Source organism: Mycobacterium sp. E2327, from assembly GCF_001672675.1.
Lineage (GTDB): Bacteria > Actinomycetota > Actinomycetes > Mycobacteriales > Mycobacteriaceae > Mycobacterium.
The window spans coordinates 1-12,770 of the sequence record NZ_LZKE01000103.1 but is presented as its reverse complement, the minus strand read 5'-3'; the positions used below and the strand labels follow the sequence as shown (position 1 = coordinate 12,770).

15 protein-coding genes and 1 pseudogene are annotated in these 12,770 nt (G+C 68.3%); 2 read left to right on the top strand and 14 right to left on the bottom strand.

Features of this window, described 5'->3' with window-relative positions; all coding sequences use genetic code 11:
* Window positions 1–125: 125 nt before the first annotated feature.
* The 13 genes from A5712_RS11190 to A5712_RS11130 form a co-directional block, all read right to left on the bottom strand.
* Complete coding sequence (locus tag A5712_RS11190; RefSeq protein WP_068104450.1) at window positions 126–2,483, bottom strand: arylsulfatase; 2,358 nt, start codon at window positions 2,481–2,483, stop codon at window positions 126–128.
* Window positions 2,484–2,655: 172 nt separating this feature from the next.
* Window positions 2,656–3,018: a 30S ribosomal protein S17 gene (gene rpsQ / locus A5712_RS11185; protein WP_369830386.1), complete on the bottom strand. Its 363-nt coding sequence runs from the start codon at window positions 3,016–3,018 to the stop codon at window positions 2,656–2,658.
* A 6-nt stretch (window positions 3,019–3,024) separates the two neighbouring features.
* Complete coding sequence (rpmC, locus tag A5712_RS11180; RefSeq protein WP_068104447.1) at window positions 3,025–3,261, bottom strand: 50S ribosomal protein L29; 237 nt, start codon at window positions 3,259–3,261, stop codon at window positions 3,025–3,027.
* On the bottom strand, window positions 3,261–3,677 hold the full coding sequence (rplP, locus tag A5712_RS11175) for a 50S ribosomal protein L16 (RefSeq protein WP_067012938.1): 417 nt from the start codon (window positions 3,675–3,677) through the stop codon (window positions 3,261–3,263). The genes rpmC and rplP overlap by 1 nt, the downstream gene beginning before the upstream one ends.
* A 3-nt stretch (window positions 3,678–3,680) precedes the next feature.
* On the bottom strand, window positions 3,681–4,517 hold the full coding sequence (gene rpsC / locus A5712_RS11170; protein WP_068104445.1) for a 30S ribosomal protein S3: 837 nt from the start codon (window positions 4,515–4,517) through the stop codon (window positions 3,681–3,683).
* Window positions 4,517–5,074, bottom strand: coding sequence for a 50S ribosomal protein L22 (rplV, locus tag A5712_RS11165; RefSeq protein WP_068104443.1), 558 nt, complete (start codon window positions 5,072–5,074; stop codon window positions 4,517–4,519). Before rplV ends, rpsC begins: the two co-directional genes overlap by 1 nt.
* The gene (gene rpsS / locus A5712_RS11160; RefSeq protein ID WP_025738376.1) at window positions 5,071–5,352 is read right to left on the bottom strand and encodes a 30S ribosomal protein S19; all 282 of its coding nucleotides are present in this window, start codon (window positions 5,350–5,352) and stop codon (window positions 5,071–5,073) included. Before rpsS ends, rplV begins: the two co-directional genes overlap by 4 nt.
* A 15-nt stretch (window positions 5,353–5,367) precedes the next feature.
* The gene (rplB, locus tag A5712_RS11155) at window positions 5,368–6,210 is read right to left on the bottom strand and encodes a 50S ribosomal protein L2 (protein WP_068104441.1); all 843 of its coding nucleotides are present in this window, start codon (window positions 6,208–6,210) and stop codon (window positions 5,368–5,370) included.
* Between the two features lie 16 nt (window positions 6,211–6,226).
* A complete protein-coding gene (rplW, locus tag A5712_RS11150; protein ID WP_067012931.1) occupies window positions 6,227–6,529 on the bottom strand; it encodes a 50S ribosomal protein L23 in 303 nt (100 codons plus the stop codon).
* The gene (gene rplD / locus A5712_RS11145) at window positions 6,529–7,194 is read right to left on the bottom strand and encodes a 50S ribosomal protein L4 (protein WP_068104439.1); all 666 of its coding nucleotides are present in this window, start codon (window positions 7,192–7,194) and stop codon (window positions 6,529–6,531) included. Before rplD ends, rplW begins: the two co-directional genes overlap by 1 nt.
* Complete coding sequence (gene rplC / locus A5712_RS11140) at window positions 7,194–7,847, bottom strand: 50S ribosomal protein L3 (RefSeq protein WP_067159527.1); 654 nt, start codon at window positions 7,845–7,847, stop codon at window positions 7,194–7,196. Before rplC ends, rplD begins: the two co-directional genes overlap by 1 nt.
* Window positions 7,848–7,861: 14 nt before the next feature.
* Complete coding sequence (gene rpsJ / locus A5712_RS11135) at window positions 7,862–8,167, bottom strand: 30S ribosomal protein S10 (protein ID WP_003873519.1); 306 nt, start codon at window positions 8,165–8,167, stop codon at window positions 7,862–7,864.
* Window positions 8,168–8,496: 329 nt separating this feature from the next.
* The gene (locus A5712_RS11130) at window positions 8,497–9,108 is read right to left on the bottom strand and encodes a TetR/AcrR family transcriptional regulator (RefSeq protein ID WP_255404403.1); all 612 of its coding nucleotides are present in this window, start codon (window positions 9,106–9,108) and stop codon (window positions 8,497–8,499) included.
* Window positions 9,109–9,350: 242 nt separating this feature from the next.
* On the opposite strand from A5712_RS11130, the gene A5712_RS11125 reads away from it, so the two are divergent.
* Both A5712_RS11125 and A5712_RS32465 read left to right on the top strand, forming a co-directional pair.
* Entirely contained in the window at window positions 9,351–10,868 is a 1,518-nt protein-coding gene (locus A5712_RS11125; RefSeq protein WP_231982102.1) for an MFS transporter, read from the top strand.
* A gap of 573 nt (window positions 10,869–11,441) precedes the next feature.
* Window positions 11,442–12,284 carry a PE family protein gene (locus A5712_RS32465; RefSeq protein ID WP_082973392.1) on the top strand — a complete coding sequence of 281 codons (843 nt, stop codon included), beginning with the start codon at window positions 11,442–11,444 and terminating at the stop codon, window positions 12,282–12,284.
* Here the strand turns inward: A5712_RS32465 and A5712_RS11115 are convergent.
* Window positions 12,281–12,700, bottom strand: a pseudogene (locus A5712_RS11115) (GMC oxidoreductase); the annotation flags it as partial. The gene A5712_RS32465 and the pseudogene A5712_RS11115 sit on opposite strands and share 4 nt — an antisense overlap.
* Window positions 12,701–12,770 lie beyond the last annotated feature (70 nt).

Sequence of the window (12,770 nt, the reverse complement as noted above, 5' to 3'; positions counted from 1 at the left end):
GGGCCGAATGCTACCGCCCGCCGGCCCTGAAACCGCTCTTTTCAGGCGATGACGACCGCAAATTGTTGCATCACCGTGGATTTGGCCGCGTCGAAGCCGGACGCGCCCGGGGGCCGGCCGCCGGCTCAGTCGCGCGAAAACGCGAGCGCCAGTTCCCTTTCCACGTCCTCGTACGGCCTGCCCGAGAAGTCGACGGTGACCTCGGCGATGGTGCCACCGGTGAACGTGAACGGCGCCTTGTAGCGGCTCGACACCCCCGAGCCGCCGTTGCGCCCGACGGTGATCCCGGCCCCCGCCAGCCCGAACGTCCCCGGATGGGTCGCCACGTCCGCCAGGGTGCCCACCACCTCGGCGTCGACGAACAGGGTCAGGTCACCGAGCGGGGTGTGGCTGTTCTCCACCGTCCCGGTCCTCTCGTAACGAACCCCCAGCAGGTGCCGGCCCAGCGGCACCGGGCCGGACGACGATACCAGCTGCTGGCGCTCGCCGAGGAAGTTGTAGACGTAGTGCAGCCGCCCTTCCTGGACGAACAGCACGTGCCCGCCGTGCGCGCCGCCCTGCTTGAACAGCACGCCTTCGGCACCGGTGGTATCCACGGTCACGTCGGCCAGCACGGCGAACGAGCGCCCGCGGATCTCGGCGGCGGCGCCGATGCCGACGTCGGCGCAGTTGGGATAGTAGGTGTAGCTGGACCGTTCGCCGACGAGGTAGGGCCGCGAGCGCATCATCGTCTCGATGATGTTCAGGTCCGACAGCGGCAGGCCGTTGTACTTGGCGGCCTCGGAATACCACAGCGCCTTGAGCTCTTCCAGCTTCTCGGGTTGCTCGCCGGCCAGGTCGTGGCACTGGCTGCGGTCGGCCTCGATGTGGAACAGCTCCCAGCGGTCGGCGTCGAAATGCGACCACCCGGCCGGTGTGGCGGCATGGACGGTGTTGGCGAACCAGCCCTCGTGCCAGATCCCGCGGGTGCCCAGCATGGTGTAGAACTGGGTCCGTTTGCCGGTGTCGGCACCCGGATCCGCAAGGGCCACTTTGAAGCTCACGCCGTCCAAGGGTTTCTGCGTGATCCCCTTGACCTGCTCTGGGGGCGTCATGCCCAGCAGGTCGTAGACGGTCGGGGTGATGTCGCAGACATTGACGTAGTTGTCGCGGACCTCGCCGTGTGCGGCAATTCCGTTGGGCCACGAGACGATTGCCGTGTCGGCGATGCCGCCCTCGTGGGAGGCGTAGCGCTTGTACAGCTTGTACGGCGTGTTGAAGGCCATCGCCCACCCGATCGGGTAGTGGTTGTAGGTCTCCGGGCCGCCCAGGTGGTCGAACAGCTTCATGCTCTCCTCGACGGTGTCGATGTAGCCGTTGAAGAACTTGCCCTCGTTGACCGAGCCGTTGGGGCCGCCCTCGCCGCTGGCGCCGTTGTCGGAGATCACCACGATGATGGTGTCGTCCAGCTGGCCGGACTCCTCGAGGTAGTCCAGGATGCGGCCGATCTGGGCGTCGGTGTAGCTGAGGAAGCCGGCGAACACCTCGGCCATGCGGCAGAACAGCTTCTTTTCTTCCTCGTTCAGCGAATCCCAGGGCCGCACGGTGTCCTGCAGCGGCCACGGCTCACCGTTGGGCCCCTTCACGTCGGCGTACGGGTTCACCGGCGACAGCTCGGTGTCCTGCGGAACGATGCCCATCGCCTTCTGGTTTTCCAGCACGATCTCGCGGTAGCGCTCGTAGCCCATGTCGAACCGGCCCGCGTAGCGGTCCGCCCACTCCTTGAAGACGTGGTGCGGGGCGTGGCCCGCGCCGGGGCACACATAGCTGAACCACGGCTTGTCCGGGGCGATCACCTTGGCGTCGCGGATGAACTCGATGGTCTTGTCCGCGATGTCCTTCGACAGGTGATAGCCGTCTTCCGGGGTGGCGGGCGGGTTGACCGGGTGGTTGTCGTACACCAGGTCCGGATACCACTGATCGGTCTCGCCGCCCATGAACCCGTAGAACCGCTCGAATCCGCGGGAGGTGGGCCAATGCCGTTTCGTCGACGCCAGGTTCGACTCTTCCAGCGGCGTGAGGTGCCATTTCCCGACGCAGTAGGTGTTGTAGCCGCGCTCGGCCAACACCTCGGAGATCAGCGCGGTGTCGGCGGGGATCCGTCCGTTGCAGTTGGGGAACCCGTCGGTGAACTCCTCGATGGTGGCCATGCCGACGGTGGTCGCGTTGCGCCCGGTCAGCAGGGACGCTCGCGTCGGCGAGCACAGCGCGGTGGTGTGGAACTGCGACAACCGCACGCCGCGCTCGGCGATCCGCGTCATCGCGGGCATCTCGACCAGGCCGCCGAAGCAGTCCCAGGTGGCGATCCCGGTGTCATCCCAGACGAGGTAGAGGATGTTCGGCGAGTTCTCCGGCGCCGCCGGTGCCGCGTACGGCCCCCAGTCCGGCTCCGAGTCGCGGATATCCAGCTCGATCTTGCCCTGAAACTCGGTCGACCCCGTCATTGCTGCCAGCCTCACTCTTGTTGGTGGACCCCGTTACACGCGTGGCGTGGAGACTACACCGGGCGGGTGAGAGCAAGGTGTGAATCTCAGGTTCGCCAGCAGACGCAAAAGCCCCCGACACGCCGAGCGCGCGGGGGCTTTTGTGTCTGCTCGCCGCAAACCTGTTCGCCGACTACTTGGCCTTCTCGAGGATCTCGACGAGCCGCCAGCGCTTGGTCGCCGACATCGGGCGCGTCTCCATCAGCGAGACGCGGTCGCCGATGCCGGCGGTGCTGTTCTCGTCGTGCGCCTTGACCTTCTTGGTGGTCCGGATGATCTTGCCGTACAACGGGTGACGCATGCGGTCTTCCAGCTCGACCACGATGGTCTTCTGCATCTTGTCGCTGACCACGTAGCCGATGCGCACCTTGCGCCGGCCGCGCGACTTCGGGTTGGCCGGAGTGTGCTTGGGGCCCTTGTCCTTCGCCGCGGCGTCGGTGGAAGCGGCCTTCTTGGGGGCAGCCTTTGCGGGCGCCTTCTTAGCTTCTGCCATCACGAATCCTTATTTTCCGTCGGTGCCGTCGGGTCCGCTGGCCAGGCCCAGTTCCCGTTCGCGCAGCACGGTGTAGACGCGCGCGATTTCCTGACGCACGGTGCGGAGCCGGCGGTTGTTGTTGAGCTGTCCGGTCGCCATCTGGAAGCGCAGGTTGAACAGCTCCTCCTTGGATTCGCGCAGGCGATCGGTGAGCTCTTCGTCGGTGAGCTCGCGCAGTTCGCCCGGCGAAATGCCCAGTGCCATCAGAACTGATCCTCTCGGGTCACGATGCGTGCCTTGATCGGCAGCTTGTGGATTGCGCGGGTGAGCGCGGCGCGGGCCGTCTGCTCGTTGGGGTAGCTGAGCTCGAACAGCACCCGGCCCGGCTTGACGTTGACGACCCACCACTCCGGGGAGCCCTTACCCGAACCCATCCGGGTCTCGGCGGGCTTCTTGGTCAGCGGGCGGTCGGGGAAGACGTTGATCCACACCTTGCCGCCACGCTTGATGTGCCGGTTGATCGCGATACGAGCCGACTCGATCTGGCGGTTGGTCACGTACGCGTGCTCGAGCGCCTGGATGCCGTAGTCACCGAAGTTCACCTGCGTGCCGCCGCTGGCGATGCCGCGCTGGCGCGGGTGGTGTTGCTTGCGGTGCTTAACCTTGCGGGGAATCAACATGATTCAGCTCTCCGTACTCTGCGGTTCGGGGGCCGGCGCGGCCTCGACCGGGGCCGCCGCGGCCTGATCCTCGGCACCCGCGGCCCGGCCGGCCTCGGTGCTGGTCGCCGTGGTGCCCGACGCCCCGCTGCGCCGCGGACGCGCGCCCGACGGCCGCTCACGACGGGGACGGTCGGCGCCCGCCGGTGCGGCGGCGGTCAATTCGCGCTTGCCGCCGACGATGTCGCCCTTGTAGATCCACACCTTCACGCCGATGCGGCCGAAGGTGGTCTTGGCCTCGTACAGGCCGTAGTCGATGTCGGCGCGCAGCGTGTGCAGCGGCACCCGGCCCTCGCGGTAGAACTCCGAGCGGCTCATCTCCGCGCCGCCGAGGCGGCCCGAGCACTGCACCCGGATGCCCTTGACGTTCGGTTGCCGCATCGCCGACTGGATGGCCTTGCGCATCGCGCGGCGGAAGGCGACCCGGTTGCTCAGCTGCTCCGCGACGCCCTGCGCCACCAATTGTGCCTGCGATTCGGGGTTTTTGACCTCGAGGATGTTGAGCTGGACCTGCTTGCCGGTCAGCTTCTCCAGGTCGGCCCGGATCCGGTCGGCCTCGGTGCCGCGGCGGCCGATGACGATCCCGGGGCGCGCGGTGTGGATGTCGACCCGGACCCGGTCGCGGGTCCGCTCGATCTCCACGTCGGCGATGCCGGCGCGCTCCAGGCCGGTGGACAGCAGCCGGCGGATCGCCACGTCTTCCTTGACGTAGTCGGCGTACTGCTTGTCGGCGTACCAGCGGGACTTCCAGTCGGTGGTGATGCCGAGCCGGAAGCCGTGCGGATTGATCTTCTGGCCCACTAGTCTGAGCCTCCCTTCGTTTCCGAAGCCTCAGAAGTAGTAGGGGTTTGAGCCTTTTTGGCCGGAGCCTTCTTGGCGGCCGGCGCCTTCTTGGCGGGAGCCTTCTTGGCGGGGGCCTTCTTCGCCGGCGCCTTCGCGGCCGCCTTGCTGGCCTCGGCGCGACGGGCCCGGGTGGACTTCGCCGAACGCTCGCCGGAGGCCGGCCGGCTTTCCACCACGACCGTGATGTGGCTGGTGCGCCGGCGAATCCGGAACGCGCGGCCCTGGGCGCGCGGACGGATGCGCTTGGCGGTCGGGCCCTCGTCGGCGTACACGGTGGCGACCACCAACGTGGCGGGGTCCAAGCCGTTGTTGTTTTGCGCGTTGGCCGCGGCGCTGGCGATCACCTTGGCCACCGGCTCGCTGGCGGCCTGCGGCGCCCAGCGCAGGATGTCGAGCGCGTCTTCAACCGACTTGCCACGCACCAGGTCGATCACCCGGCGCGCCTTGGTCGGCGACACCCGCACGAACCGTGCCTTGGCGACGGCCGACGGATATTCAGTCGTCGTGGTGCTCATCGGCGCTTGGCCTTTCGGTCGTCCTTGATGTGGCCCTTGAAGGTGCGCGTCGGGGCGAACTCGCCCAGCTTGTGGCCCACCATCGCCTCGGTGACGAACACCGGGACGTGCTTGCGCCCGTCGTGCACGGCGAAGGTGTGGCCGATGAAGTCCGGGATGATCGTCGAACGACGCGACCAGGTCTTGATGACCTGCTTGCTGTTCTTCTCGTTCTGCACGTCCACCTTCTTGAGCAGGTGGTCGTCGACGAACGGTCCCTTTTTCAGGCTGCGAGGCATGTCTTGCTACTCCTGTTACCGCGAGTGCTTCTTGCCGGTGCGCCGGCGTCGGACGATGAGCTTGTTGCTCTGCTTGTTCGGGTGGCGGGTGCGGCCCTCGGGCTTGCCCCACGGGCTGACCGGGTGCCGGCCGCCGGAGGTCTTACCCTCACCGCCGCCGTGCGGGTGGTCCACCGGGTTCATCACGACACCACGGACCGACGGGCGCTTGCCCTTCCACCGCATCCGACCGGCCTTGCCCCAGTTGATGTTTGCCTGCTCGGCGTTGCCCACCTCGCCGACGGTGGCGCGGCAGCGCACGTCGACGCGGCGGATCTCGCCGCTGGGCATGCGCAGCGACGCGTAGGTGCCCTCCTTGCCGAGCAGCTGGATGCTCGACCCGGCCGAGCGCGCGAGCTTGGCGCCGCCGCCCGGGCGCAGCTCCACGGCGTGCACCAAGGTACCGGCCGGGATGTTGCGCAGCGGCAGGTTGTTGCCGGGCTTGATGTCGGCGTTGGGGCCCGACTCCACCACGTCGCCCTGCGAGAGCCCAAGCGGGGCAATGATGTAGCGCTTCTCGCCGTCGAGGAAGTGCAGCAGCGCGATGTTGGCCGTGCGGTTCGGGTCGTACTCGATGTGCGCGACCTTCGCGTTGACGCCGTCCTTGTCGTTACGACGGAAGTCGATCACCCGGTAGGCGCGCTTGTGGCCACCACCCTTGTGGCGGGTGGTGATCCGGCCGTGCGCGTTGCGGCCACCGTGACCGTGCAACGGGCGCACCAACGACTTCTCCGGCTCCGAGCGGGTGATCTCGGCGAAGTCGGACACGCTGGCGCCGCGGCGACCCGGGGTCGTCGGCTTGTACTTACGAATTGCCATGTCTAATCAGTTCTTTCTAGCTCGGTGCGCCGAAGAGGTCGATCGGCTTGCTGCCCGGGGCCAGGGTGACGATGGCGCGCTTGGTGCCCTTGCGCTTGCCGTAGCCGGTCCGGGTGCGCTTGCGCTTGCCCTGCCGGTTCGCGGTGTTCACCGACGCGACCTTGACGGAGAAGATCTTCTCGATGGCGATCTTGATCTGCGTCTTGTTCGAGTCGGGGTGCACCACGAACGTGTACACGTTGTCGTCCAGCAGCGAATAGGACTTCTCGGAGATGACCGGCGCCAGGATGATGTCGCGGGGGTCAGCGATGGTCGCCATCAGGCCGAAACCTCCTCGGCAGAGCTGGTGTTGGCGGCAGTGTTAGCCGCGATGTAGGCGTTGAGGGCCTCGACGCTGAACACCACGTCATCGGAGCGCAGCACGTCGTAGGTGTTGAGCTGGTCGGGCGCCAGCACATGCACGCCGGGCAGGTTGCGCACGCTCTTGGCACCGGTCTCGTCGGCGCGGCCGATGACCAGCAGCAGCCGCTTGCGATCGGACAGCGTGTCCAGAAATGCCTTGGCGCTCTTGGTCGACGGGGTCTGGCCCGCGACCAACTCGGTGATCGCGTGGATGCGTCCGTTGCGCGCGCGGTCGGACAGCGCCCCGCGCAACGCCGCGGCGATCATCTTCTTGGGCGTCCGCTGGCTGTAGTCGCGCGGCTTCGGGCCGTGCACCGTGCCACCGCCGGTGAACTGCGGGGCCCGCGTCGAACCCTGCCGCGCGCGTCCGGTGCCCTTCTGCCGGTAGGGCTTGCGGCCACCGCCGCTCACCTCGCCGCGCGTCTTGGTCGAGTGCGTGCCCTGGCGGGCGGCGGCCCGTTGCGCGGTGACCACCTGGTGCATCAGCGCGATATTGGCCGGGGCGTCGAACAATTCGGCGGGCAGCTCGACGGAGCCGTCGACCTTGCCGTCCGGCGTCTTGACGTCAATCTTGAGTGCCATCAGTTCTCACCTCGTTTGATCGCGCTGCGAACCATCACGAGTCCGCCGGTGCGGCCGGGGACCGCACCCTTGATCAACAGCACGCCGTTCTCGGCATCGACCTTGTGCACCAACAGGTTCTGCACGGTCACCCGGTCGTTGCCCATCCGGCCGGCCATCCGGGTGCCCTTGAACACCCGGGCGGGGGTGGCGCAGCCGCCGATGGAACCCGGGCGGCGGTGCACCGCCTGGGCGCCGTGGCTGGCGCCCTGGCCGCGGAAGCCGTGCCGCTTCATGGTGCCGGCGAAGCCCTTGCCCTTGGAGGTGCCGGTCACGTCGACGTAGGCGCCGTCGGCGAAGATCTCCGCCGTCAGCTCCTGGCCGACCTCGTATTCGGCGGCGGCGTCGGGGTTGTCCAGCCGCAGCTCGGCCAGGAAGCGGCGCGGGTTGACGCCCGCCGCCGTGTACTGACCGGTGACCGGCTTGTTGACCTTGCGCGGGCTGATCTCGCCGTACGCCAGCTGCACGGCGCTGTAGCCGTCGCGCTCCGGCGTGCGGATGCGGGTCACCACGTTGGGACCGGCCTTGACCACCGTCACCGGCACGACCCGGTTGTTCTCGTCGAACACCTGCGTCATGCCCAGCTTGGTACCCAGAATGCCTTTTCGTGCCATGAGTCGTCGATCTCCTACTGGATGTTGACGTCGACACTGGCCGGCAGGTCGATGCGCATCAGCGCGTCGACCGTCTTCGGCGTCGGATCGAGGATGTCAATCAACCGCTTGTGCGTGCGCATCTCGAAGTGCTCCCGCGAGTCCTTGTACTTGTGCGGGGAGCGGATGACGCAATACACGTTCTTCTCGGTCGGCAGCGGCACCGGCCCTACGACGCTGGCACCCGTGCGGACGACGGTCTCGACGATCTTGCGCGCCGATGCGTCGATGGCCTCATGGTCGTAGGCCTTAAGCCTGATGCGGATCTTCTGTCCCGCCACGCTTTCTCCTACCCTCACTCCTCTTAAGCCCGTGTCCCGGGCTGGTGCCCCCGGCGCGCGGATCGGCCCAACCTTGGGCCGGTCGAGCGTCGCGCCGGATACTGCGCCGCTGTTTACCTGTCGTGGTCCACCGGCCCCCGCGGTCGGGCGTGTCACCCTTACGCAGCCTCGTGCGCGGCCGAAATTGGTCGCATTCCGAGGTTGGGACCGGACGCGCCCGGTTGGGCGCTGGTCGTATGCCCGGCCAGGCAGAACCCGGCGCAAGGCAACCTGAACAGTATGCCTCAGATCATGGGTTTGGCCAAATCCCGGGCAAACCTCGCCGGGACTCAGGCACCGGCCGATTCGGTGGTCGCCGCGTCGGCCCTCTGCTGGGCCCGCTGCACGTGCAGGAAACCGTCGACGGCGGCGCGCGCGCACTCGCGGTAGTCGAAGTCGGGCAGGGTCGACAGGCGTCCGAGCATCAGCGGGCCGATCAGCAGCGCGATGGCGCGCGACCGGTCGACCTCACCCAGTTCGGCGGCGGCCTCGGGGCTGTCGAAAACCGCGTCGAACGGCGCGGCGTACTGCTGCGCGATGCGTTCCCGCAACGTGCATATCGACGCGCTGTCGGCGGTGCCGACCTGGTGGGGTTCCGGCAACTTGTCCAGGTCGCGGCCTAATGAGAGCCACGACATGGCCGTCAGCAGGGCCGGCGCCTGCGCCACGGCCTCGGCGTGGGCAAGGACCAACCCGATCAGGCGATCGCGCAGGGAGCCGTCGGCAGGCGGCATCGGCGGCGGCGGTATCAGGCTGTTGAATGCCGCTGCCAGCAAATCATTTCCGCTCGGGAAGTGGCGATACAGGGTCGCCCTGGCTACATTGGCGCTACGAGTGACCGCATCGACGGTCACCGCGCTGGGACCCCCCGAACGCAGCAGCGCAGCGGCGGCCTCGAGCAAACGGGCCCTGGACCGCGCTGGGCGGGGGTCGGTACTTCCGCCGGTAATTGTGAGCTACCTCCCGGTTTGGGACCAAGACTATCGGTTTACCTACAAGACCAAGAGTCTCGAAAATCTCGCTACGCCCCCGTTAGGAGGCGCTCCATATGATCGAAACGCTGGTACGGCCTGATCAGCGTAATGAGGCAAGGCGCATCGGGGGTAGTCCCCGCGCCCGAACTTGGACCCTGACCGTCGCCTGCATGGGCGTGGGGCTGGTCGTCGCGTCGATGACGGCGCTGAACACCGCGCTGGGCGACCTTGCGGTCGCCACCTCGGCGACGCAGTCCCAGCTGACCTGGGTCGTCGACGGTTACACGGTGGCGCTGGCCTGCTTGTTGCTGCCCGCCGGCGCGATCGGCGACCGCTACGGCAGGCGGGGCGCGTTGCTCGTCGGTTTGCTCGTCTTCGCCCTGGGTTCGGCGGCGCCGGCGCTGTTGCACAGCCCGCTGCAGATCATCGCGGGACGGGCGGTCGCCGGCGTCGGCGCCGCGTTCGTGATGCCCGCGACGCTGTCGCTGCTGACGGTGGCCTACCCGAAGGAGGACCGCATCAAGGCCGTTGGGATCTGGGCCGGGACGGCCGGTTCGGGCGGGGTGCTGGGCATGTTCGGATCCGGCCTGCTGCTGCGCTTTTGGGACTGGCACGCGATCTTCTGGTCGTTGGGCGCCGCCGCGCTGGCGATTTTCGCGCTGGCGTGCACCGTCGCGTCGTCGCGGGAAGCCAACGCGCCCCGGGTCGATTCGCTGGGCGCGATGCTGATCGGCGCGGCCGTCGCGATCGCGGTGGCCGCGATCCTGGAGGCGCCCGACCGCGGCTGGAGCGATCCCCTGATCTGGGGCGGGCTGGTCGCCGGGGCGATCATCGCGGCCGTGTTCGGCGTCGTCGAATTCCGGACCCGCCATCCCCTGCTCGACGTGCGACTGTTCGGCGATCCGAGTTTCGCCACCGGCGTGGCGACGATCGTCGTCCTGTTCGGCGCGACGTTCGGCTTCTTCTACCTGGGCATGCAGTACGTGCAGCAGATCATGGGCTACTCCCCGCTGATGACGGCGGTCGCATTCGGTCCGTTCATGGTGCCGCTGGGCCTTTTCTCGGCGCTGTCGTTTTGGTATGTGCCGAAGTTCGGGCTGCGGCTGGTGCTATTCGTGGGCACGTTGACGATGGCGGTCGGCTTTCTGTGCATGCAGACGCTCGACCTGCATTCGAGTTTCCTCGACATGGCGTGGCCGACGCTGATCCTGAGCACCGGCATCGGATTCTGCACCGCGCCTACGACTTCGGCGATCATGGGCGCGGTGCCGGACGAAAAGCAGGGGGTCGCGTCCGCGGTCAACGACACGTCGCGCGAGATGGGCGGCGCGCTGGGGATCGCCGTCGCCGGCTCGATACTGGCTGGCCGCTACTCCCACGAGCTGGCGCCCAGGTTGGCGGGGTTCCCCGCCCCGGTGCGCGGCCCGGCGACCGACTCGCTCGCCAAGGCGGTCGAGGTGGCCGGGAAGCTGGGGCCGCAGGGGGGCCAGCTGGCCGAGGTCAGCAAAGCGGCGTTCATGACGGCGATGCACGCCTCGACGACGGTCCTGGCCGTGATCGTCACCATCGCCGCGGTCCTGATCGGCCTGTGGGCTCCCGGCCGCGACGGGCGGCAGCTGAAGGTCGTGCGCCGGTTCGTCTCCGGGGCGCGCCCCGGCGTCGGGCGGCATCGAGAACCGTCCCGCTGACACCCAATGTCGCTGCCGGAGAACGACACCGGCTGACCGGTGGTTGCTGATCGGGTCCGCTCGACCTCGATTTTTCCTCCGCCATAAACCGGGCCGGCTCAGATACTTGCGAACGTCCGCTCGTCGTGGTATTTGAAAATATATATCGACAGGTGCAGGTCATCTCGCGGGTTGAGGTGGGTGTGGTGTTGATGGGTATCGACTCGTTCAGCAAACAGGCGCCGGTTTTACGGGAGCGATCGCCTCCGGGAAACCGTGCGCGGATCGCGGATCGCTGAAGGGAGGTGATATTCGACATCGGGACGTCGTGCCGTCCACGAACATTGCGACGCAGAGTTCGCGCCTGACGGGAAGTCAGCCGCGCGCCCGCCACTTGTCGTGGCCATCTACGTGGGCAGCATGAATGTCACCGCATTTTCGGGGCGGGTCACGCTGCGGCGTGGCCCGCCCCACTGAATGCATGGCGAAGATCCGGCGAAAACGCCTCGGGAGACCCCGGGTGGGCGATAGTGTGCGCTGAAGCGGTGTCCGTGATGGGGAGGCGGACGACGTCGAGACAGGCGGGGGAGCCGAATGTCGTATGTGTTCGCAGCGCCCGAGTATGTGGCCAATGCCGCAATGGATTTGGCCAACATCGGTTCGGCGATCAGCGATGCAAACTCGGCTGCCTCAGGCCCGGTATCCAGCGTGCTGCCCGCGGGTGCCGACGAGGTGTCGGCCAACATCGCGAGCCTGTTCGACGCGCACGCCCAGGTCTATCAGGCGCTCAGCGCCGCGGCGCAGGCCTTCCACACCCAGTTCGTTCAGCTGATGAGCGCCGGCGCCGAGCAGTACGCCCTCACCGAGGCGGCGAACGCCTCGCCCCTGCAGACCGTGCAGAACATGGTGACGGGCAATGTCCCCGGCCAGGCGCTGTCGGGCGCGCAACCGCTGGCGACCGCCGCGGCGTCGGCAGGCTCCGCGGCGGCGGGGGTGCCTGCGGCAGCGGCCGGCGTCTCCGGTGGTGCGGCGCCGGCGGCACCGGCAGCTCCCTTGGCGACGGCGGTCACGCCGGCCGCCGCGGTCACGCCGGCTCCCGCGGCACCGGTTGCCCTGGCGCCGACCGGCACGCCACTCGCGGCGGCGCCGGTGGCCGCGCCGCTTGCGCCGGCCGGGGCGCCGGCCGCCGCCGTGCCGGCGCAGGTCGCCGCTCCGACACCCGTTAGCGCGCCGGTGGCGGCGGCGCCGGTCGAAGCGCCCGCGTTCTCCCCGGCGACGGCGGCGCAGGCGATGCCGATCGGTACGCCGTTGACGGCGGCGCCCGCGACGACACCGAACTATTCCCCCGCGACACCCGCCTACTCCCCGGCTTCCGCGGCCGCCTCCCATGAGGAGCAATCGGCGCCGATCGGCGTGCCGATTGAGATGCAGCCCTAGGCGACGAATTCCGCGGCCCGATGGCCCAGCATTACGATGGTCGCGTGCGGCCCACGGCTGGTGATCGCGGGCAGGATGGAACCGTCTATGACCCAAAGGTTTTCGATGCCGTAGACGCGGCAGCGCGGATCGACGACGGTGCCCATCGGCGCGGTGCCGCACAGGTGCTGCGACGTCGACCACACCGGTGACCCGACAGACGTTGCGGCACCGGCCAGTTCGCGGGCCAGGTCGCTGCCCCGGCGCAGCGCCGCGACGTCCTCGGGCGCGCTGTCATAGCGGTGCTCGATGTGCGGCGGCACGTCGGGATCCGGCGAGACAAGCGTGATGCGCCCGCGCGCCCGCGGCCGCATCAGCGCCACCCCGATGTGCGGCCAGTCGGGGTGTCCGGCGGTGCCGTCGCCGGTCATCGCGACGTCGTGCAGCGATCACCCCGAATGGGTGTTGCCGACGAACTGGGCCGTGGCTCCCGGCCGGCCCGTGGTG